The following is a 19,512-nucleotide window of genomic DNA, read 5'->3' on the forward strand; positions in this document are numbered from 1 at the left end:
TAACCAGTTTTCTGAAGCGGAGGTGACACATCACTTCAGCCGCAATATGGTTACCAAAGAATTAACATTGCCATGGGTCGATGGCACAGGAGGGCAGGGATGGCGCGCGAACTTTTGCTTGCGGCGTTCATCATGGGCGTGGGGCTGTGCATTGCGGGCGCTGGGACGCATCTCTATCAGGCGCTGTCCCGCCAGCAGGCCATGCTCCGCATGGATGGCCGGAGCCTTGCCGGCGCTGCTGGGCATCTGGTCATGAGCATCGTCTGCGGGCCATACATCATGCTGCATATGGGCTGGCAGCGTGAGGACAGCAGCACGCTGTCGATGACCTCGGCGCTGATCGGCGCGCTTGTCGGCTTCAGTTGGGCCTTCGTCACCGGCCTTTTCTTTATGAGCCTCTACGTCTTCGCCATCCGCCTCGGTTAATTGCCATCGACGAATACAACAAGGCCGGCCTCGCTGCAGCGAGAGCCGGCCTTGTTCATCAGGTCCCTATCAGGGATTCTTGGGGCGGGACCCGGAAAGTCTACGCCTTAGTTGTTGGCCGCAACGATGGTCATGCGATCATCATACATATCGACCCACTGGCCGGCATGCGCCTGGGACTGGCGCTTGAGATATTGGTAGGGCGTCTCGTTCCAGACGCGGATGGCGCTTTCCTGGTTGTCGAGCACCAGATCGCCGCGATCGGTCCGCACCATCAGCACGGCATGACCGCTGCCATCGCTCTGGCGCACCACGGCGATGAGAAGCGTGCTGGGCGACCAGCCGGCCTCGATCAGCGCCTGACGCTTGGCCAGCACGAAATCCTCGCAATCGCCATAGCCGCTAGTGGGATAAGTCCAGAACTCTTCCACCTGGTAGAGTTCCTGATCCGTCACCGGAATGATGGTCTGGTTGAAATGCGCGTTGATGGAAACAAGCTGCTGCCAATTGGTTTCCGTCAGGCTGACGGCATCAACGACCGACGCATTCGCCTGGCATTCGCCGGGCCGCGAACGGCAGAAATCCAGATGCCCCACCGGAATGGACGTATTGGTGCTCGCAACCTGCACATAGGCTGCATTGGTAAAGTCGATAGCTGCACTGGGTTGTGCCCAGATTGCGAGCGCCGCAGCAGCCATACCGGCCGCCATCAGACGCTTATTTCGGATTGCCATAACGCGATCTCCCTGATGGAGACCACGCTAAGGGCGGCGACTTGCGCCGGTCCGAAAACTGCCGGGCAGTTTTTATGCGTGTTTTAGGTGTCTTTTAGCGGGCGCAGTAAGGAGGCGTTTACGCTAGCACAGGCGCCTCGACCGCCACGATGTCATCCCCGCGAAAGCGGGGACCTCCGTTTCAAAACATGGATTCCCGCTTTCGCGGGAATGACACCGGGATAGTAAGTAAAAGACCCAAGCCAGCTAACTCAGTTCATGACGCGCAGATTCTGCTGCACGACATTGAGCATTTCCTGCGCCGCGGCAAACTCCACGGCCACGCCATTCTGGAAATGCCGCACGACGCGGGCGCGCATGCGGCCAAGCGTGATCGGTGTGCCCATGGCCGGACGCACATCGAGCTCGATGGCCGCGCCCGAGAGCGAAATGTCGATGATCTTGCAGTTGTAGCGCCGGCCATCGTCGAGAACGACGGTCGAGTGCCTGAGATCAGGCACCACGCGCTCATGCCGGCGATCTTCCGGCAGGTTGAGCACGTCCTTGTTGGCGAGCCAGGTCAGCTGCGCCGCCATCTTGTCGCGCTTGCGGGGCGTTGCGGCAATATCCATGAGGAAGCCGCCATCGACCTGCTTGAGGATAGTGCCTTCAATGCGGCCCATATGATCGAGATAGGCAATGATGCGTTCGCCCTCGGTTCCCGGCACCGGGGCAATCACCACGGCATCGCCGGGCGACATTTCGAGAACCTGGCAGGGGAATTCGCGACGGTCAGCCAGCATATAGCGGCCAAGGATGGAAACCTTGACGCGTTGAAACCGGCCCTCGACAGCCCTGGGCTGAGAAGGGGAGGGCATGCGCGCTGAATCGAGATCGTCACTGAGCATGCGTTCACCGGTCCCCGTCCGCACATAAAAGTGCAAGCAACGTAACGATTCTCGGTTAACGCTTGGTAGCGACTGCGCGACCAGACAAAGCCCGATCGCGCCAGGTATCAGTTACGGCCGCCGTCGATCACCGCGAGGTGTGCATAGCGGCGCGCGCTGCGGCCATAAAGCGTCGTCGGCATGGCCATGGTCGAGGCCGCCGGAGCAAAGCTGACATCGTTCACGACGCTGGCGGCAACGTCGGGCATCGAATCCTCGCGCGGCATTTCGTCCGGCCAGATCAGGCGCAGGCCGGTGATCCGCTGCTCGGTGATCGGCTGCACGCCGAGCCAGTACGGCTCTTCCGTCGCCGTCATGCCGCCCAGAATGCGCGTGTGGCTCGAACCGTTGTGACGCAGCGGCATCAGGATCATCTCGAAGGATGTCTTGGTGTGGAGCGCGGTCGAGCCCTGGAACGTCACCAGCGCCACGGCGTGATCTTCGGTCACGGCGCGGATCAGCGTTTCCATCGCGTCCTGGTCGCGGTCGTGCCAGAGCGCGGAGAAGGAGCGGCCCTTCAGTTCGCGGCAATAGCTAGTGCAAAGGTGCGAGCCGGCGAGGCGGAAGGAGAATTTGTCCTCGTCATTGAGTTCGAGGATGAACGTATTGGCGAGGGCCTCACGAATGCGGGTGGGATCGATGTCCTTGCGGTCGGGCGCGCTGCGGGCGCCACGAATCGTGTTCCAATAGGTATAGAGCGTATTGGTGCTCGGCATCTGCATGGTAGGACCCGCTTGTTCATAAGCGGCATCCGATCTCCCCAGAGTCTCGCCGCGCCGACGACAATGGCAAATCGGCAGGGCGATTGCCCGCTTAAACATTAATTAAGGTTAACGCCGCTGTCCCAATGTGGAAAAGCTTTGCGGAAGCCGCGCTGTATAGGGTCTTAGGGAGAAAAACGATGAGTGAACCCGAGCAAATGCCCGGTTCCCAAGGCCGCCCGCCGCGAGAGCCGATCTTCCTTTTGCCAAATGCCGTAACAGCTTTGGTCGGCGTCTTGGTCGCGATTCACCTGGCAGCAACCATGGTGCTTAACGAGGCGGGGCAGACTCAGCTCTATTTCTGGTTCGCCTTCCAGCCTCTGCGTATCGTTTTGGCACCGCAGGATATCTCCGTCGCGATTCCTTTGCTCTGGACGCCATTTTCCCATGCTTTCCTCCATGGCGGCTGGGATCATCTGCTCGTCAACGTCGCCTGGCTCGTCATCTTTGCTAGTCCGGTTGTCCGCCGCTACGGGGCAGGGCCAATGCTCGCTATCTTCCTCGTTTCCGCCGCCGCTGGCGCCGCAGCCTTTGCCGCGACCTCGCTTTATTCCGGCGCCTATCTCATCGGAGCCTCTGGCGGCGTCGCCGGGCTCACCGGCGCGGCCGTCCGCTTCATTTTCCAGCCGGTTCTCTATGCTCAGCATCCTGAGACCGGTCAGCGCGTCGTCCTTGGCCGGCGTCTTGCCAGTCTCCGCGAAGTCTTCATCAACCCGCGTTCGCGATTCTTCACGCTGATCTGGCTGGTCCTCAACGCCGCCGTGCCCCTCGCGCCGCTCCTCATGGGCGCCAGCCTCGGCGTCGCCTGGCAGGCGCATCTGGGCGGCTTCTTCGCCGGCCTGCTCATGGTCGGGCTTTTCGAGCGGAAGCACCCGTAGCTACCGTCTTCCGCCCATGGAGCCATTCCATCGTCACTGCCGGGCTCGTCCCGGCAATCCATCTCGCCTCCGCATGGACTACCCGGACAAGCCGGGTAGTGACGGCGAACGAAAGCGCGAGGCCGGCCTGTTCGTGTAGCCACCCGCTCACACTTTAAATCCCCGCCCGTCACACCACTTGCATTTGCCTGCCCGAAAATAGGCCTATATGCCTTAAAGCCGAGACAGTTGGGCGGCATGGTGCTGGCGTCGCCTGCAATTGGGAGAAAAACATGACTTTGAACATCGTCACCAGGCGTGGCCTGACAGGGATCGCCGCGGCATGTCTGGTCAGCGTCGCGCTGCCCGCTGCGCCTGCAATGGCGCAGAAGGTCAAAACCAAACCTGCCGAGCAGGCGGCAGCGTCCGAACCCGCAGAATTCTCAGTTTCCATTCCCAGCGTCGATGCCGTTGATTCCAGCATCGATGCTGACACCATCAAGGCGATTCTCAGCGGCGCGCTCGTCGAAAACGCCGACGCGCTTGCCGACCTCAATGCATCGAGCATCACGGTTCCCGAAATCGTACTGACAGTAACCTCCACCGTCGATGGCGCAAAGGAAGAAGGCGTCCTGACCTTCACCAATCTCGTCCTTGAAAATGTGGTCGACGGCGTCGCAGCCAGTGCCAGCATCGAAGGCTCGAGCTTCATGGTCGACGAAGGCCACGCCGAAATGGGCAGCACCTCGGCGACCAATTTTAACATCGGCGGCATGTTGGGCATCTATGGTCTCGTCGATGGCGGCGGCTCAACCGAGATGGAAACGCTCTATGCCGATTTCCTGATGGAAGGCGGCACTTTCGAAGCGGAAGACGTCAGCTGCGAATTCGGCCCGATCAGCGGCGCCGAGGTGCGCGGCCGTCCGATCGAGACCTCCTTCGTCGAGATCATGACGCTGGCCCAGCAGATGGAGGACGACCCTGAAATGGCCGATCCGGCCCTCATGGGCAAGTTCATGCGGATGTACGCCGACATTCTCACCGCCTTCGAAAGTTCCGAATTCACCTTCGACGGCTTTTCCTGCTCCGGCACTGATGATGACGGCCGCCCGATGACCTTTGAAATCGGCAACATGACCATGGCTGGCATGTCGCCGGGTATCTATCCGCAAATTTCGATGAACGACTTCCTGATCAACGTCGAAGGCGACGGCTCGATCACCCTGGGCAATTTCACCCTCAAGCAGTTCGACCTGTCCTCGACCATCGCCGCTCTGGCCGGTGCTCCGGAAGAAGTTGACGAATCCTGGCTCGAAGCCAATGCCCGCGCGCTGATCCCTGCCTTTGACGGCTTCTCCTTCTCCGGCCTTGCCATCGACATTCCCGATCCAGACGCCGACGGCGAACGCATCGTGGCCGATGTCGATAATTTCGACCTGTCGCTTTCCAGCTATATCAACGGTATCCCCAGCGTCATCGATACCTCCGCCAGCGGCATCCGCGCCGCGCTGCCGGAAGATACGCAGGACGAGCAGCTCAAGCAGTTGATCGCCCTTGGCATCACCAAGATCGACGCGGGCTTCCGCCTCGCCGCCGCCTGGAATGCCGATACCAGCAGCATCGATGTCGAAGAAGTTTCCGTCTCGGGCGTCGATCTTGCGACCGTCGTTCTTTCCGGCACCATCGCCAATGCCACCGAAGCCCTGTTCTCTCTCGATGAAAACGAAGCCCTGATGGCCGGCATGGGAGTCGCCATCAAGGCCCTCAACCTCGATGTCACCGATGCCGGGCTCTCGGACATCATTCTCGCCGTCGCTGCCGCCGAACAGGGCGCCGATCCCGCCACCCTGCGTCCGGTCTTCGCCGGCCTCGCCGAAGGCACCATCATCGGCATGATGGCCGGCGCTGCCGATGCAGCCAAGCTCGGCGCGGCCGTCAACCAGTTCGTCAGCGGCACGGCCAAGTCGCTCAATATCGGTATCGAAGCCAAGGCCGACCCCGGCCTCTCCATGGTCGACTTCATGACCGCCGAAGAAGACCCGACGAGCCTGATCGGCAAGGTCAACATCACCGCCTCGGCGAAGTGACAAATGGGGCGGCCAAATGGCCGCTCTCCAACAAACGCGATTGTCACCCCGGCGAAGGCTGGGGCCCATCTTGAGATCTCAGGTTGGATCCCGGCCTTCGCCGGGATGACAGCCGGTGGGGGACGTCAGCGAACCGCCTTCTCCAGCGCCGCCATCGACCAGGCCAGCAGCTCCTTCGCCCTAGCCTCAGTCCCGGCCTCGACATAAGACCGCAGCTCCGGCGCATTGCCCGAAGCCCGGAAATGCACGGTCTCGCCACCCCTCAGGTGAAACTGCAGCCCGTCGATCGCATTCACACCGGCGATCTCGTTGGGCGCGAAGACTTCGGCGGCATAGGCCCCATCCTTCTGCAACCGCTCCAGGAACGGACCACTCCGCTCCCCCGGCACATTCTGCAGCCGATCCGCTACCGCCACCTGCAGCGGCAGGCGCGACACGAGTTCAGCCACCGAAATCTTCTCCCGCGCAGCCAGCCCCAGCACCGCAATGACGGGCAGGATGGCATCGCGCGTCGGCAGCGCTGTCAGGTCAAACCCATTGCCCACAAACGTGCCGCCATTGGCCTCAAAGCCAACGACCTTCTCCGCCTTTTCCATTTCGGCAACGACGAAAGGCGAGCCCACGCGTGTCCGCACGACCTGGTCAAAATATCCAGTATGCTCGATGGCCGAATTGGACGTCACCGGCGTCACCACTGTCTTGGCGTCCAGGAACCGCGCCGCCAAGAGGCCCAGTGCGTCGCCGCGCACGAAATTGCCATTGCCATCCATCACCAGCGGCCGATCTGCATCGCCATCGGCCGAGATGATCGCGTCGAGTTCTTGATCCTGAACCCAGCCGGGCAGGGGGGCGAACAGGGCATCCGAAAACGCCTCGGTATCCACCGGCACAAAGACGTCGCTGCGCCCCAGCGACACGACCTGCGCGCCAAGTACCGCCAGCACCTCGCCCATCAGTTCCCGCGACACTGTAGAGTGCTCGAAAACCCCGACCCTGACGCCTTCGAGCGCACCGATCGGCAGCAGATCCACGCATCGGTCGCGATAGGCCTCGATGGTTTCCTCATTTTCGTCGAGCACCGATTCATCGTGGTCCGGCACGTCGACATTCGACAGTGCTGCGACGATTCCCTGCTCATCCGATTTACTGATCTCACCGGCCGGCTTGTAAAACTTCAGCCCATTGCGGTCCGCCGGAATATGGCTCCCCGTAATCATCACGGCCGCACTCTGCGTTGTCATCGCCTGCAACGCCAAAGCCGGCGTCGGCACCGCGCCGCAATCCACTGGCTCGAACCCGGCATGCGCAATCGCGGCAAGGCAATCCTCGGCAATGGCCGGGCTCGACGGCCGGAGGTCATATCCGACCAGCACGCGCCCGCCTGCCATCTGCCCCGAAGCCTGCAAATGCTTCAGGAACGCCGCCACATACCGCCGCGCCGGCTGCCCCTCGAGGTCAGTGACAAGCCCACGCACACCGCTGGTTCCAAATTTGAGGCTCATGAAAGTAGTCCTATTCGTCAAAGCGCGGCCGACCACGGCCCTGCTTGATACCGGATCGATTGGTCTTCGCATCCAGCCGCCGAGTCTTCGAGGCGAGGGTAGGGCGCGTCGCAATCCGCGGCTTGGGCGGATAAGCCCCCTCCCGCAGCAGCGCAACGAGTCGCGCCTGTGCTTCGGCCCTGTTCAGCGGCTGATCGCGATGAATATTGGCCAGAATGACAATCACGCCATCCTTGGTCAGCCGGCTCCCCGCCAGCGCCGCCACACGCCGCTTCATCGGCTCTGGAATGTTCGGAGAATTCTGCAGGTCAAAGCGCAGCTGCACCGCGCTCGCCACCTTGTTGACGTTCTGCCCGCCGGCACCGGTGCCGCGCACGAACGTCTCCTCGATCTCTGATGGATCGATCGAAACGGAGCGGGTAATGGCGATTGGGTCAGCCACGATCCCGCTCCTTTCCTAGCGTTTCCAGCGCCCGGTGAAATAGACCTCTTCATCATGGATGATGCGGCCTTTTTCGGTCGTCCGATATTTGTCGGCCTGACCTTCGACGGCCTCGATCCACTTCTTCTTCAGCATGCCGGCGAAGACCTTTTCGCCGACATCCTTGAAGTCATCCGGGCCGAGGACATTGTCCTCGCCTAGATGGAAGAGCGCCTTCATTTCGCGGTTGGATGGACGCTGCGGCATTCTTAAGCTGCCTGTGCCTTATCCTTGAGATCCGGCGGGGTCGCTTCGGCCATCAGCGCGACGATGGCTTCCATCGACGGCAGAACCTGCTGGCCCTCGGTGCCGAGACGACGCACGGAAACCGTGCCTTCCTCGGCCTCGCGCTTGCCCACCACGAACATCAGCGGCACCTTCTGCACCGAGTGCTCGCGTACCTTGTAGTTGATCTTCTCGTTGCGGGTATCAAGCTCGGCACGAATGCCCACGGCCTTCAACTGGTTTACCAGCTTCTGGCCATATTCATCAGCCTCCGAAACGATGGTCGCCACGACAACCTGGGTCGGTGCCAGCCACATCGGCATCTTGCCGGCATGGTTCTCGATCAGGATGCCGATGAAGCGCTCGAGCGATCCGAGAATCGCGCGATGCAGCATCACGGCAAACTGCCGGCTACCGTCCTCGGCCACATATGTCGCGCCGAGGCGTTCGGGCAGCACATAGTCGAGCTGCAGCGTACCAACCTGCCATGAACGACCGATCGCATCCTTGAGATGGAATTCGAGTTTCGGCGCATAGAAGGCGCCTTCGCCTTCGGCGATCTCGAAGTCATAGCCGGTCGCACGCAGGGCATCGCCCAGCGCCTTCTCGGCCGCATCCCAACGCTCGATCGTGCCGCCGAACTTCTCCGGCCGCGTTGCGAGCTTGATGACAACATTGTCGAACCCGAGGTGGCCATAAACCGAGTAGAGCAGGTGCACAAAGTGCTCCGTCTCGCTCTGGATCTGGTCCTCGCGGCAGAAGATATGCGCGTCGTCCTGGGTCATCTGCCGCACGCGCATCAGGCCATGGAGTGCGCCATGGGCCTCGTTGCGGTGACAGCAGCCAAACTCGGCCATTCGCAGCGGCAGGTCGCGATAGCTCTTGATGCCCTGGTTGAAGATCTGCACGTGCGCCGGGCAGTTCATCGGCTTCAGCGCCAACAGGTCGCCATCGTTCTCGAAGATCGGCTTGTCATCGTCCGTGTTCGGCACCTGGTCAGGCACCACGAACATGTTTTCGCGGTACTTGCCCCAGTGGCCGGACATTTCCCAGAACTTGGAATGCATCAACTGCGGCGTCTTCACTTCCACATAGCCCGAGGAATTGAGACGACGACGGATATAGGCTTCCATCTGGTTGTAGATGACGAAACCGCGCGGGTGCCAGAACACCGAGCCCTGCGCTTCAGCCTGGAAGTGGAACAGATCTAGGTCCTGGCCAATCTTGCGATGGTCGCGCTTTTCGGCCTCTTCGACCATGACGAGGTAAGCGTCGAGCTCCTCCTTGGTCGGGAAAGCCGTGCCGTAAATGCGGCTCAGCACTTCACGATTGCTGTCGCCACGCCAATAGGCGCCGGCCACCTTGGTCAGCTTGAACGCCTGGCCGACATCCTTCACGGTCCGCATGTGCGGGCCGCGGCAAAGGTCTTTCCACTGGCCCTGCGCATACATTTTGATCGACTGGTCAGCCGGAATCGCGTCCACCAGCTCGACCTTGAAGGCCTCGCCCTTGGCTTCGAACCAGTCCTTGGCCTGGTCGCGCGACCACACTTCCTTGGTGAAGGCCGCACCACGCTCGATGATTTCGCTCATCTTCTTTTCGATGACGCGCAGCTCATCTTCCGTGAACGGACCGGCCGGACGGTAGAAGTCGTAGTAGAAGCCGTTCTCGATCACCGGACCAATGGTCACCTGCGTATCGGGCCAAAGCTCCTGCACGGCCTCGGCCAGAACGTGAGCCGCGTCATGGCGAATGAGCTCGAGCGCATCCTTGGACCCGGAATCGCGCGTCACGAACTCGATCTTGCCGTCGGCGTCGAGCGCATCCGAAAGATCGGAGAGCACGCCGTTCCAGCGCATGGCAATGGTCTTCTTGGCCAGGCTCTTGGAGATGCCTTCGACCACGGTGGTGCCGGTGGTGCCGCGCGGAAATTCGCGAGCTGCACCATCGGGGAACGTCACCTTGATCGACATTTTCAGTCTCCAGAATAAAGGAATATGCAGCGCCAATCGCTGCAAGGCGGCCTGAATAGCATGCTTTTCGCGCCGTGCCAGCCCTAAGGGCATACCGCAGCTCTCATTCGAGCGGCACTGCTACCTCAAAGACCTCATGGTGAGGTGCGGAGCGTAGCGCAGCCTCGAACCACGGGGTCGAGCGAGTGGAGGCCCGAGTGCCACGACCTCGTCCTTCGACAAGCTCAGGATGAGGTCTACTGGGATGTCGTCACGAGCCGCCTCACTTCCACCGGCCATAGGTCCAAGGCCGATACCACCGTGCTTCTGTCGGCACAGCCTCCGGAACTGGATCATATCCATGGGTCCCGCCCGGCCGGCAGCGGACGAACCGCGAAAGCCCCATCCAGCCGCCAGGCCAAAAGCCGAACTGCCAGATCGCGTCCCGCGTATATTCCGAGCAGGTCGGCAGGTGCCGGCAGGTCCGCCCGGCGAAAGCGGAGAGCGTGTAGCGATAGATGGTGATCAACAGGATCGCCGCAACCTTGAACGGAAAATCGATCGCCCGCAGCACGTATTCCATAACGTTCTGCATCAGATTTTCGACGTAATAATCTGTTCTATTGATGTTTTCTCTATCGCATCCACAACGGCATCAAACACCAGCAGCGTCGATGCATGCCGCGCTGGAAACTCCCGCACCGGCTCAAGATAGACCAGGTCCGACCACCTTCCATCCGGCGGCGCACCTTCAGCCTTCAACATCTCACGCATTTGCTTTGCCAGCGCCAGAAAATCGTCGGCCCTTGTCCCGACGATTTCACGCGCCACAATCGCCGCCGACGTCTGCCCGAGCGCGCAGGCCGAAACCTCGTGCCCATAGCTGGTGATGACACCATCGCTCACGACGATATCTACCTCGATCACCGAGCCACAGATGCGACTGACTTTTCGCGATGAGGCATCTGGCGCAGGCAACCGCCCGGGCTGCAATGCGTTTGCGGCGATGTCGAGAATCTTGTCCGAATAAAGCTCAATCAGCGCCATAGAGAAAATCTGGCTTCTTGTTCCCGTCTTGTGCTCCTTCTATATAGAGGGTCCGACACGGACTGCCAGAGCCAAGCGCTTTCTTGTGGTCCAAACTGCCGGCGACACCGTAGTGCCTTCGGTTCCCGAGTTAGGAGTGATCCATTGGACGCGACCGTAAAGCTGCCCTTTCCCGCGCCTGCCACGTCCACTTCTCTGCCGCGCCCCAGCCGCGAAGAGGCGGAAGCCGCCGTTCGCACGCTGATCGCCTGGGCCGGCGACGATCCGACCCGCGAGGGGCTTCTTGAAACGCCGGCGCGCGTGGCCAAGGCCTATGAAGAGCTTTTCGCCGGATACGGGCAGGACCCCAAAGACGTCCTCTCCAAGATGTTCCGCGAGGTCGGCGGCTACGACGATATCGTTTTCGTGCGCGATATTCCGTTCTATGCCCATTGCGAGCACCACATGGTGCCCTTCTTCGGCAAGGCGCATATCGCCTATCTGCCGCACGATGGCGTCGTCGGCCTCTCCAAGCTTGCGCGTCTGGTGGAAGTGTTTGCCCGGCGCCTCCAGACGCAGGAAACCATGACGGCGCAGATCATCGACGCCATCAACGAAAACCTCGGCCCCCGCGGCGCTGCCGTCATGCTCGAAGCCGAACATATGTGCATGACCATGCGCGGCGTTCGCGCCCATGACGTGAAGACGATCACCCATCGCTTCACCGGCGTCTTCGCCGAAGACCGCGTCGAGCAAGATCGCTTCTTCGCGATGATTTCGCGCCGCTAGACTCTTCCGACATAGGACAAGCGCGATCAAATGCGCTTCTCCCCATTATGGCATAGAATACCCGTCTCAAGCGGGTTCATGCCATGTCAGTTGTCTCCAAAATGCTCTGGGTTCTCGAAAGCCGCTCGCGCGAGCCGTTGGGGCTCGATGAGCTTGCGGAAGTGACCGGGCTGTCCAAAAGCTATCTCTCGCGCATCTTTCCCCTGGTGACCGGCTATTCGGTCACGGCTTATCTCCGGGCAAGACGCCTGAGCGATGCGGCCCGCCAATTGGCCGAAGGCGCTCCCGATATCCTTTCGGTGGCGCTCGACGCTGGCTACAATTCGCATGAGGCATTCACCCGCGCTTTCGGCGACCAGTTCGGCGTCACGCCGCAAATGGTTCGGCAAAGGCGCAATCTTGAAGGGATTACCCTTGTGGAGCCTCTAAGAATGGATGTTCAAGCTCAAGTCACCATCGAACCACCCCGGTTCGAAAACCGCCCCGCCATGTATTTCGCCGGCATTGCCGAGCGTCACAACATGAACAATCCCGCGGGCCTGCCTGCCCAATGGCAGCGCTTCCAGCCCTATATAGGCCATATCGATGGGGCCATTGCGGGTGCCGCCTACGGCATCATCGGCGAGATTGCCGATGACCGGTTCGAATATGTCTCCGCCATGGAAATGCGCGCAGGGGCCGACGCACCGCCCGATCTCGAACTGGTTGCGGTGCCTGCGCTCAAATGGGCCCGCTTCGAGCACAAGGGCGACCTTTCCACCATCCGCCAAACCATCGGCGCCGGAGAAAAGTGGCTGACTGCCAAGGGCTACGAAACGAGCGAGGCGACCTACAGCTTCCTCGAATATTATGGGCCAGCCTTCGATGGCCGCAGCGGCAGTGGCGATATCGAAATCTGGTTCGGCCTCAAGAGCTGAGGCACTGGCGCTCGGTCGTGATGCGCGCTACAGCCTCGGCACCCGAGCCAGAGGTGCGCATCATGACCACTGCTTTCGCCACCTCAAACGGCTGAGCCAAGTCCGGCGGCTTGAGCGGCGTTCAGATATCGGCCTGCATAGCGTTGGCAATGGCGCGAAAATCGTGCTCGGAAATCTCGAACAGGCCCAATCGCATCTTGTAGCCCCAGTTGCGGTTGCCGCGCGTAAAGTCGAGGCAGTCCAGCAAGGGAGCGATCGGCGCCTCGCGCGCATCGACATAGTCGACATTGCGACGCCAGGGAATGAAGTCACCACCCATCTCGCCTTGGTATAGATCCTCGTCCTGTACCCGGCCGATTGTCGTAAAACTTTGCAGTCGATCCTTGCCACGGATGGTTTCGGCCGGCGAATAGTAGGTCACGCCGTCACCGGCCCGAATGCGCTGAAGAGGCGTTTTCTTTCCGTGATTGACCTGCATGAATCCGACCTTGCCGCGCCGCGCATGCTCTGCTGAAGCCACTGCTATCCAATATTTCGTCATGATCGGTCTCCGTTCGGCGGAATATATACGTCCCCGACCTGCCAGTTTTCGGCAGTGGTATTTGCGGGCAATGCGCGCTAGAGCCTCGAAACACTTTTAAGGTGCCGCATGACCACATTTGCCGATCCGACGACGCTGGACCACAATCAACTCGAAGAAGGCACGGTCTTCGCGCCACGCTTCGACGCGCATGGCCTCATTACCGTCGTGACGATCGAAGAAGGCAGCAAGGACGTCCTCATGGTCGCACATATGAACGCCGAGACCCTTGGTCTGACCTTGGATACCGGCATCGCCCACTATTGGTCTCGTTCCCGCAAAGCCATCTGGAAGAAGGGTGAAACTTCCGGCGAACTGCAGGAAGTGGTCGAGATGCGCACGGACTGCGATCAGGACTGCCTGGTCATGACTGTCCGCCAGACGGGCCGCGGAGCCGCCTGCCACACCGGCCGCAAGAGCTGCTTCTATCGCAGCGTCGAAACCGAAAACGGCATAGCCAAGCTCGAGGACACCGGCCTGCCAAAGCTGTTCGATCCGAAGGATGTCTACGGGAATTAGTGTTTACTCTGCTCGGCGCTCACACGGTCGAACGCCGTATAGGCAAATGATACCGCTTGTACCGCTCGAAATTAGCCACAGGCGCAAACCCTAGACGCCCCAATAGGGCTTCGCTTCGGACATTGCCATGCGTTACGCCAGCATAGAGATCCGACGCGCTAAGTTCCTCGCGCGCCAATGTCACAAGTCTTGCAACTGCGGCCCCTGCATACCCACGACCAACCGCCGCTTCCTCCAGCCAGTAGCCGATGCTGTACCTGGGAGGATCAACGGCAATTATGTCCACACGGCCAATAAGACGCCCCGCAAGGAAAATACCGAAGCGGCAGCCAGCATTTGGGGCTGAAGCAAATTCAGCGGTCCACTTCTCAAGGGGCGCGGCCACTTCCTGCTCGAAATCCCCGTAGGACGTCAGATGCGCTCGGTTGTTTTGCACGAGCGCATGAAAGGCCTCTGCGTCTGCCGGTCCCAGTTCCTTAAGGACGAGGTCTTGCACCGCAGTGCGCAGCGGTGCGCCACGGAACGCCTCAGGCCCCGCCATACACACTCGTCAGCACTTCGATTTCGCGCGATCCGCCCGAAACCACCTGCACCTCGCGATTGTAGACCTTTTCGCCCTGCTTAGCGAAAATCAGGTAGTCGCCCTCAGCCAGCACCGTGGCCGGAAACGCCCCACGATCCGTAAATACGGTCGCGCCATCCGGCGTCTTCACGGTCCACTCGACGTCGGCAATCGCCTCGCCGCCTTCTTCGGAAACCAGCCGGAACGACACTTCGCTCGCATGATGATAGAGCGTCGCGTCCGTCAGTTCGCCTGCCTCCACCCGCAAGTCGGCCCGCACCACGGCATTGATCGTCCCGAAATGCGAGACGATGTGATAGGTCCCCGCGTTAAGCGTGACGATGTCATTGGGCGGCAGGTTTTCCGCGATCAGCACACGGCTCGCTTCATCGCCGGCAGTGAAAATGTCGAAGCGCAATTGGGTCGGCGCGATCGGAATGTCGCCCGTCACTGCCGAATTCAGTCGCAAGGCGCCTGCTTCGAGGTCGACGACCTTTTCATTATTGCCCGGAACCACCGACAAGGATTCGCTGAGCTGCGCCCGCCCATACGCTGCGTGCACCACATACTCGCCCGGCGGCAGATCAAGCCGCGCCGTCGATTCCTCTGATTTCGCGACCAGGGTCATGTTCCCCTGAGCATCAGGCACGCTGTCGAACACACGCCAGACGACACCTTCGGGAATCGACGGGCCTTCCTGCGTGATCCTTGCGGTAAGCGTCACTGACTGCGGCACATTGGTTACCGCGGCGATCGCGTCTGCAGCCGTACCCGGTGCCGGTGCAGCCGGAGCCGGCGGCAGGTTATTGGGATCAGGACGCGGACGGGGCAGGGGCGGGATCTCGGCGTTTTCCTGGGCGAAGGAAACGGGAGCAGGGACGAGCGTCACGCTCGCTAAGCCGAGAATGGCACAGGCAATCAGGCGATATACAGGCAGCATGGTTGTTCGGGCCAATAGAGAAGGTCAGGGGCCCCGACTCTTTCCAAGCTAGGGCGCGATTACGGAAAAGCTGTGTCACACTCGGAACGGCTTGAAAACCGGTGCCGGTTTGGGTCAAAGCATTTTCCTAAGGCCCGCCCGTTTCAAGCTGCCCTCAAGGATAGACCATGCCCGTCAACCCAGCCCTGCGCGACCACCTTCTTACCCGCCGTTCCGTCGGTCAGGCCTTTCTCGCCGAACCCGCCCCGACCGGCGACGATCTGCAGACGCTGCTCACCATCGCGACGCGCGTTCCCGATCACGGCAAGCTCGCGCCCTGGCGTCTGGTGCTCTTCTCGGGCAATGCCCGCGCAGCGGCCGGCGAGAAGCTCGCCGAGATCGCCAAGCGCAAGCGCCCCGAACTCGATGAAGCCGGCCTCGAAATCGAGCGCCGCCAGTTCCTGCCCGCACCACTGGTCATCGGCGTCATCTCGACGGCGAAGCCACACGTAAAAATTCCGGAATTCGAGCAACTGCTGTCCGCCGGCAATGTCGCCTTCAACCTCGTCCACGGCGCCTATGCCCTCGGCTATGCCGCGACCTGGATCACGCGCTGGTACACGTTCGACACGGAAGCTGCCGCCATGCTCGGCGCCAAAGAGGATGAGCGTTTCGTCGGTTTCGTCCATATCGGCACCCCGACGACGACCATTGAAGACCGTCCGCGTCCCGACCTGGCCGAAATCGTGACAGAATGGCGCCCGTGACAATCTCGACGTTAACAGTCTATTAGCGATAATAATGCAGAGGTTAACGTAGTCTTCGCTGAAACCTCAGGCTGCTAATGGGCGTCCAGTCCATCTCCGTTCCGCAGAATCTGGCCACCGCGCTCACCGCGGCCGGCAACCGCAGCGGCGTGGACTTCTCCTATCTTTTGCAGACGGCGATGCGCGAAAGCAGCCTCAACCCGTCTGCAAAAGCCAGCACCTCGTCGGCGGTCGGCCTCTTTCAGTTCCTCGAAGGCACCTGGCTGCAGGTGATGAAGCAAGAGGGGCCGCGGCTGGGCTACGGCAATATTGCCAATGAAATTCAACGGCGTAGCGACGGCAGCTACACGGTCGCCGACCCCGCGCGCAAAGCCGAAATCCTCAAACTCCGCGAAGACCCGCAGATCGCCGCCGATCTCGCCGCCGCTTTCACGCGCTCCAACGGCGAATACCTGAAATCCAGATTCGGCCGCAACCCGAGCGCCGGTGAACTCTATATCGCCCACTTCCTCGGTGCCGAAGGCGCCGAGCGCATGTTCAAGGCCGGCCTCGAAGACCCCGACCAACTGGCGGTCAACCTCTTCCCCCGCCAGGCCGACGCCAACCAGGCGATTTTCTACAGCAACGGCCAGCCACGCACCATTCGCGATGTCTACCGCGCCCTCGTCGCCAAGCACGAGGGTGTTACAAATGCTGCGTTTTCTACCCAGCAGATGGCCGGGCAGGGCGGCAGTCAGCCGGAGCCGCTGCCCGTCGTTCCCTCGCGATTCTCGACGGAAAACATGTCTTTTACCGGCCTCTTCAAGACCGTTCCCGAAGAAGCCGAGGCCCCGCCGGCCGGCGGCTCCGCCTTCTTCACCCAGCTTTACGCCCGTTAACAGCGGCTTGCTGTTTATGGTGAACGGTTCCTTAAATAGTCTCAGTTAGGCTTTCTCTGCTCGGGTGTGGAGAGAGTAATGATCGAGTATAGCGAGTTCGTCCGGCTGTCCCGGTCCAATGATAGCGATGAGCGCGGCCACGCGGCTCACCTAGCTGCCTTGGCTTTTCTCGACCACAATGGTCCCGCCGACGAACATGCAGCGCTTTATGCTGCGCTGATCAGTTTCCTCGACGACCCTTCCGTAAAAGTCCGTGCCGCGTTGGCCTATGGGCTGCTGCATTCACTTGATGCGCCGCGACCCATCATGATCGCCCTGCTGCAGGATAGTCCGATCATTTCGCGCGCGATTCTGCAGTATTCGCCGATACTTATCGATGCCGACCTGCTCGGCTGCGTCCGCAAGGGCGACCAGTCGATCTGGCTGGCCATCGCCCAGCGCAGCAAACTTTCGCCGCGCATTGCCGCCGAACTCATTGCCCGGCAGGATCGGAATATCACCGAGCACGTCGTTCGCCGCGCCGACATCTCCGTGGAATCCGAGCTCCTGATAGAATTGGCCCGAAGCCAAGGCCAAGACGCAAAAATGCGAGGCGCCTTGCTGTCACGACCGGACTTGCCCGCACCGGCGCGCCTGATTCTGGTCCAGCGCGTCACCGAAGCCCTGCGGGAACTGCGTCTCGTCCGTGGTGCCCTGGCGCCGGATCGATTGGCCCGTTTGCTGCGCGATGGCTCGGACACGGCGCTATCCTCGATCGGTGAAAACGAAGCCTGCCAGCAAAGGCGCGACTTCGTGCAGGGGCTGGTCGGATCGAGCCAGCTCAACTCGCGCATTCTTCTCCACGCGGTTGTCACCGGCCATGTCATGTTCTTCGCATCCTGCATTGCCGAATTGGCCGAGGTGTCGCGCGAAAAGGTCTTCACGCTGCTCGAAAGCGGCAGCCGCGCCGCGCTTTCGGCGCTGTTCATGCGCGCCGGCATATCGGCTGACCTTGGCAAGGTATTGGTGCAGCTCGTGCTTTACGCGCGCACGGCAGACCTCGCCGATGACATCACCGCGCGGCACTATGTGGTTACAGCGCTGACCGAGGAATTGATCAACGAGCATGACGGGGTGATTCCGCCGGCGCTGGAAGAGACCTTTGCCTATCTCAGCGAGCAGAATATCGCACTGGCGCGCAAGGCAGCGCGCGGCGTCATGCGCGCCTTTGCCGAAACAACTCACCTAGCAATGGCATTGCCACCTGCAGCAAGTGAACCGATGCTAGAATTGCCGGCCGCGTGACCGAGTCTAGAATTTGAATTGTTCGCTCAGCACGCGCTCTTCGAGGCTCTTGCCCGGATCAAAGAGCAGCGTCACGCCGTGCGAGCGGTCCTCGCGCACCGTGACCTCGCGCACATTCTGGATTTCGATATTGTCGGCGACAGCGCTGACCGGACGCTTTTCGGCCTCGTGCAACACGAAGCGCACCTCTGCCCGGTTGCTCAGAATCGCACCTCGCCAGCGGCGCGGGCGGAAGGGCGAGATCGGCGTCAGCGCGAGCAATGGCGCTTCGATCGGCAGAATCGGGCCGTGCGCCGAAAGATTGTAGGCGGTCGAACCGGCCGGCGTGGACAGCAGAATTCCGTCGCAAATCAGTTCGTCGAGGCGGATTTCATTATCGACCGCAATCTGGATCTTGGCCGCCTGATGGGTCGAACGGAACAGCGAGACCTCGTTGAGGGCGAGGGCGACGCGGCGCTTGCCGGAGGCGTCGAGCACCTCCATCGATAGCGGGTAGATTTTCGTACGCTGCGCCGATTGGAGGCGCTCGACAATATCTGCCTCGGCATAGTCGTTCATCATGAAGCCGACCGAGCCAAAATTCATGCCGTAAACAGGTGTCCCATGCGGCATGACGCGGTGAAGTGTCTGCAACATCAGGCCGTCGCCCCCGAGAGCGATGACATAGTCGGCGTCGTCGGTGGAAACAGTGCCCAGAACCGCGCGGAGACGCTCCGCAGCGACCTCGGAACCAGGCGTTTCATTGGTCACAATCGCTACGCGAGGCAGTGCAGAACCGCTCACATGGCCCCCCGATCGAATTCAGGTAGTGCCAAATGGCACTTCTTTGTTGCTACGCTCGGGTGATGTTCACCGAGTGCGAAGTGTCGCTCGAACACGGGGTTGCTAGTAGCAAAAGCGGGACCGAAAGGCGAGTGATTGCTTTTGGGAGCACGGAGATTTCGGTCGGCGCAGGTCGAGAAAAACAATCACCGCCGCTTTTGACGGGGAGAGGCGCATCGGCGCTTTGATGATGGCGCTAGAGGAGGGCACTTCACCGGGGTGACCGCGTGTTTGCTTTGGGTTCTGGACGCACAAGGGAGCCCGTGGGAGCCGGGAACTTCGCTCCAGCTCGTGGGTTGCTCCTTTGGAAAGGAGAGCTGAGATGGAAAAACAAAAATCTACGCCGGCGCCGAATGAAACTCGGCCGGGCCACCAGATGGACGATAATGTCGATGATCTTGGGCATAAGGGAGAGAGGGAAGTGATCGAGCAGCCCGTCGATCCCAAGAAAAAGGCGCCGGATAACACGCGACGCCAATAGCGTTGCTCCAAGTGCCT

The 19,512-nt window shown here is 60.9% G+C and carries 23 protein-coding genes; 10 read left to right on the plus strand and 13 right to left on the minus strand.

Annotated features, from left to right (window positions below):
* Window positions 1–99 precede the first annotated feature (99 nt).
* On the plus strand, window positions 100–426 hold the full coding sequence (locus J7557_RS03615) for a hypothetical protein (protein ID WP_291417406.1): 327 nt from the start codon (window positions 100–102) through the stop codon (window positions 424–426).
* 107 nt (window positions 427–533) lie between these two features.
* Here the strand turns inward: J7557_RS03615 and J7557_RS03620 are convergent, their stop codons facing one another.
* From J7557_RS03620 to J7557_RS03630, 3 genes are all read right to left on the minus strand, one after another.
* Entirely contained in the window at window positions 534–1,160 is a 627-nt protein-coding gene (locus tag J7557_RS03620; RefSeq protein ID WP_291417408.1) for a transglutaminase-like cysteine peptidase, read from the minus strand.
* Between the two features lie 251 nt (window positions 1,161–1,411).
* Window positions 1,412–2,017: a PilZ domain-containing protein gene (locus J7557_RS03625; RefSeq protein WP_291418283.1), complete on the minus strand. Its 606-nt coding sequence runs from the start codon at window positions 2,015–2,017 to the stop codon at window positions 1,412–1,414.
* Window positions 2,018–2,154: 137 nt separating this feature from the next.
* Complete coding sequence (locus J7557_RS03630; RefSeq protein ID WP_291417410.1) at window positions 2,155–2,808, minus strand: PAS domain-containing protein; 654 nt, start codon at window positions 2,806–2,808, stop codon at window positions 2,155–2,157.
* Between the two features lie 179 nt (window positions 2,809–2,987).
* On the opposite strand from J7557_RS03630, the gene J7557_RS03635 reads away from it, so the two are divergent.
* Window positions 2,988–3,725 (plus strand): rhomboid family intramembrane serine protease, encoded by a 738-nt coding sequence (locus J7557_RS03635; RefSeq protein WP_291417411.1) that lies wholly within the window; start codon window positions 2,988–2,990, stop codon window positions 3,723–3,725.
* 272 nt (window positions 3,726–3,997) lie between these two features.
* On the plus strand, window positions 3,998–5,791 hold the full coding sequence (locus J7557_RS03640) for a hypothetical protein (protein ID WP_291417413.1): 1,794 nt from the start codon (window positions 3,998–4,000) through the stop codon (window positions 5,789–5,791).
* Between the two features lie 125 nt (window positions 5,792–5,916).
* Here J7557_RS03640 and J7557_RS03645 read toward each other — a convergent pair whose 3' ends face one another.
* From J7557_RS03645 to J7557_RS03670, 6 genes are all read right to left on the minus strand, one after another.
* Complete coding sequence (locus J7557_RS03645; protein WP_291417415.1) at window positions 5,917–7,293, minus strand: phosphomannomutase; 1,377 nt, start codon at window positions 7,291–7,293, stop codon at window positions 5,917–5,919.
* Between the two features lie 10 nt (window positions 7,294–7,303).
* A complete protein-coding gene (gene arfB / locus J7557_RS03650; RefSeq protein ID WP_291417417.1) occupies window positions 7,304–7,735 on the minus strand; it encodes an alternative ribosome rescue aminoacyl-tRNA hydrolase ArfB in 432 nt (143 codons plus the stop codon).
* Window positions 7,736–7,750: 15 nt separating this feature from the next.
* Entirely contained in the window at window positions 7,751–7,981 is a 231-nt protein-coding gene (locus J7557_RS03655; protein ID WP_291417419.1) for a hypothetical protein, read from the minus strand.
* 2 nt (window positions 7,982–7,983) lie between these two features.
* Complete coding sequence (thrS, locus tag J7557_RS03660) at window positions 7,984–9,972, minus strand: threonine--tRNA ligase (protein WP_291417421.1); 1,989 nt, start codon at window positions 9,970–9,972, stop codon at window positions 7,984–7,986.
* Between the two features lie 262 nt (window positions 9,973–10,234).
* Complete coding sequence (gene yidD, locus J7557_RS03665) at window positions 10,235–10,534, minus strand: membrane protein insertion efficiency factor YidD (RefSeq protein ID WP_291418285.1); 300 nt, start codon at window positions 10,532–10,534, stop codon at window positions 10,235–10,237.
* Window positions 10,535–10,545: 11 nt separating this feature from the next.
* Complete coding sequence (locus J7557_RS03670; protein WP_291417422.1) at window positions 10,546–10,998, minus strand: iron-sulfur cluster assembly scaffold protein; 453 nt, start codon at window positions 10,996–10,998, stop codon at window positions 10,546–10,548.
* Between the two features lie 144 nt (window positions 10,999–11,142).
* Between J7557_RS03670 and folE the strand changes: the two genes are divergently transcribed.
* On the plus strand, window positions 11,143–11,766 hold the full coding sequence (gene folE, locus J7557_RS03675; protein ID WP_291417424.1) for a GTP cyclohydrolase I FolE: 624 nt from the start codon (window positions 11,143–11,145) through the stop codon (window positions 11,764–11,766).
* Window positions 11,767–11,849: 83 nt separating this feature from the next.
* On the plus strand, window positions 11,850–12,683 hold the full coding sequence (locus J7557_RS03680) for an AraC family transcriptional regulator (RefSeq protein WP_291417426.1): 834 nt from the start codon (window positions 11,850–11,852) through the stop codon (window positions 12,681–12,683).
* Between the two features lie 121 nt (window positions 12,684–12,804).
* Here J7557_RS03680 and J7557_RS03685 read toward each other — a convergent pair whose 3' ends face one another.
* Complete coding sequence (locus J7557_RS03685) at window positions 12,805–13,224, minus strand: EVE domain-containing protein (protein WP_291417428.1); 420 nt, start codon at window positions 13,222–13,224, stop codon at window positions 12,805–12,807.
* A gap of 108 nt (window positions 13,225–13,332) precedes the next feature.
* Between J7557_RS03685 and hisI the strand changes: the two genes are divergently transcribed.
* Entirely contained in the window at window positions 13,333–13,782 is a 450-nt protein-coding gene (gene hisI, locus J7557_RS03690; protein WP_291417430.1) for a phosphoribosyl-AMP cyclohydrolase, read from the plus strand.
* A 19-nt stretch (window positions 13,783–13,801) separates the two neighbouring features.
* Here the strand turns inward: hisI and J7557_RS03695 are convergent, their stop codons facing one another.
* Window positions 13,802–14,323, minus strand: coding sequence for a GNAT family protein (locus tag J7557_RS03695; RefSeq protein ID WP_291417432.1), 522 nt, complete (start codon window positions 14,321–14,323; stop codon window positions 13,802–13,804).
* Window positions 14,310–15,284 carry a hypothetical protein gene (locus J7557_RS03700; protein WP_291417434.1) on the minus strand — a complete coding sequence of 325 codons (975 nt, stop codon included), beginning with the start codon at window positions 15,282–15,284 and terminating at the stop codon, window positions 14,310–14,312. The genes J7557_RS03695 and J7557_RS03700 overlap by 14 nt, the downstream gene beginning before the upstream one ends.
* Window positions 15,285–15,451: 167 nt before the next feature.
* On the opposite strand from J7557_RS03700, the gene J7557_RS03705 reads away from it, so the two are divergent.
* From J7557_RS03705 to J7557_RS03715, 3 genes are all read left to right on the plus strand, one after another.
* On the plus strand, window positions 15,452–16,030 hold the full coding sequence (locus J7557_RS03705; RefSeq protein WP_291417436.1) for a nitroreductase: 579 nt from the start codon (window positions 15,452–15,454) through the stop codon (window positions 16,028–16,030).
* Between the two features lie 77 nt (window positions 16,031–16,107).
* Window positions 16,108–16,908 (plus strand): transglycosylase SLT domain-containing protein, encoded by an 801-nt coding sequence (locus J7557_RS03710; RefSeq protein ID WP_291417438.1) that lies wholly within the window; start codon window positions 16,108–16,110, stop codon window positions 16,906–16,908.
* 78 nt (window positions 16,909–16,986) lie between these two features.
* Window positions 16,987–18,192, plus strand: coding sequence for a DUF2336 domain-containing protein (locus J7557_RS03715; RefSeq protein WP_291417440.1), 1,206 nt, complete (start codon window positions 16,987–16,989; stop codon window positions 18,190–18,192).
* A gap of 6 nt (window positions 18,193–18,198) precedes the next feature.
* Here the strand turns inward: J7557_RS03715 and J7557_RS03720 are convergent, their stop codons facing one another.
* Window positions 18,199–18,975 carry an NAD kinase gene (locus J7557_RS03720; RefSeq protein WP_291417442.1) on the minus strand — a complete coding sequence of 259 codons (777 nt, stop codon included), beginning with the start codon at window positions 18,973–18,975 and terminating at the stop codon, window positions 18,199–18,201.
* A gap of 361 nt (window positions 18,976–19,336) precedes the next feature.
* Here J7557_RS03720 and J7557_RS03725 point away from each other — a divergent pair, with 361 nt between their 5' ends.
* Window positions 19,337–19,495 carry a hypothetical protein gene (locus J7557_RS03725; RefSeq protein WP_291417443.1) on the plus strand — a complete coding sequence of 53 codons (159 nt, stop codon included), beginning with the start codon at window positions 19,337–19,339 and terminating at the stop codon, window positions 19,493–19,495.
* The last annotated feature ends 17 nt before the right edge of the window (window positions 19,496–19,512 follow it).

This window comes from Devosia sp. (assembly GCF_017744655.1).
Lineage (GTDB): Bacteria > Pseudomonadota > Alphaproteobacteria > Rhizobiales > Devosiaceae > Devosia.

What these genes read in the sequence shown, in the direction of transcription:
- J7557_RS03625 (WP_291418283.1), bottom strand. Translation starts at nt 2,017, where the DNA reads ATGCCCTCCCCTTCTCAGCCCAGGGCTGTCGAGGGCCGGTTTCAACGC.
- J7557_RS03615 (WP_291417406.1), top strand. Translation starts at nt 100, where the DNA reads ATGGCGCGCGAACTTTTGCTTGCGGCGTTCATCATGGGCGTGGGGCTG.
- J7557_RS03725 (WP_291417443.1), top strand. Translation starts at nt 19,337, where the DNA reads ATGGAAAAACAAAAATCTACGCCGGCGCCGAATGAAACTCGGCCGGGC.
- J7557_RS03640 (WP_291417413.1), top strand. Translation starts at nt 3,998, where the DNA reads ATGACTTTGAACATCGTCACCAGGCGTGGCCTGACAGGGATCGCCGCG.
- J7557_RS03670 (WP_291417422.1), bottom strand. Translation starts at nt 10,998, where the DNA reads ATGGCGCTGATTGAGCTTTATTCGGACAAGATTCTCGACATCGCCGCA.
- J7557_RS03645 (WP_291417415.1), bottom strand. Translation starts at nt 7,293, where the DNA reads ATGAGCCTCAAATTTGGAACCAGCGGTGTGCGTGGGCTTGTCACTGAC.
- J7557_RS03630 (WP_291417410.1), bottom strand. Translation starts at nt 2,808, where the DNA reads ATGCAGATGCCGAGCACCAATACGCTCTATACCTATTGGAACACGATT.
- J7557_RS03680 (WP_291417426.1), top strand. Translation starts at nt 11,850, where the DNA reads ATGTCAGTTGTCTCCAAAATGCTCTGGGTTCTCGAAAGCCGCTCGCGC.
- thrS (WP_291417421.1), bottom strand. Translation starts at nt 9,972, where the DNA reads ATGTCGATCAAGGTGACGTTCCCCGATGGTGCAGCTCGCGAATTTCCG.
- J7557_RS03620 (WP_291417408.1), bottom strand. Translation starts at nt 1,160, where the DNA reads ATGGCAATCCGAAATAAGCGTCTGATGGCGGCCGGTATGGCTGCTGCG.
- hisI (WP_291417430.1), top strand. Translation starts at nt 13,333, where the DNA reads ATGACCACATTTGCCGATCCGACGACGCTGGACCACAATCAACTCGAA.
- J7557_RS03695 (WP_291417432.1), bottom strand. Translation starts at nt 14,323, where the DNA reads ATGGCGGGGCCTGAGGCGTTCCGTGGCGCACCGCTGCGCACTGCGGTG.
- yidD (WP_291418285.1), bottom strand. Translation starts at nt 10,534, where the DNA reads ATGGAATACGTGCTGCGGGCGATCGATTTTCCGTTCAAGGTTGCGGCG.
- J7557_RS03715 (WP_291417440.1), top strand. Translation starts at nt 16,987, where the DNA reads ATGATCGAGTATAGCGAGTTCGTCCGGCTGTCCCGGTCCAATGATAGC.
- J7557_RS03700 (WP_291417434.1), bottom strand. Translation starts at nt 15,284, where the DNA reads ATGCTGCCTGTATATCGCCTGATTGCCTGTGCCATTCTCGGCTTAGCG.
- J7557_RS03655 (WP_291417419.1), bottom strand. Translation starts at nt 7,981, where the DNA reads ATGCCGCAGCGTCCATCCAACCGCGAAATGAAGGCGCTCTTCCATCTA.
- J7557_RS03710 (WP_291417438.1), top strand. Translation starts at nt 16,108, where the DNA reads ATGGGCGTCCAGTCCATCTCCGTTCCGCAGAATCTGGCCACCGCGCTC.
- J7557_RS03685 (WP_291417428.1), bottom strand. Translation starts at nt 13,224, where the DNA reads ATGACGAAATATTGGATAGCAGTGGCTTCAGCAGAGCATGCGCGGCGC.
- J7557_RS03635 (WP_291417411.1), top strand. Translation starts at nt 2,988, where the DNA reads ATGAGTGAACCCGAGCAAATGCCCGGTTCCCAAGGCCGCCCGCCGCGA.
- J7557_RS03705 (WP_291417436.1), top strand. Translation starts at nt 15,452, where the DNA reads ATGCCCGTCAACCCAGCCCTGCGCGACCACCTTCTTACCCGCCGTTCC.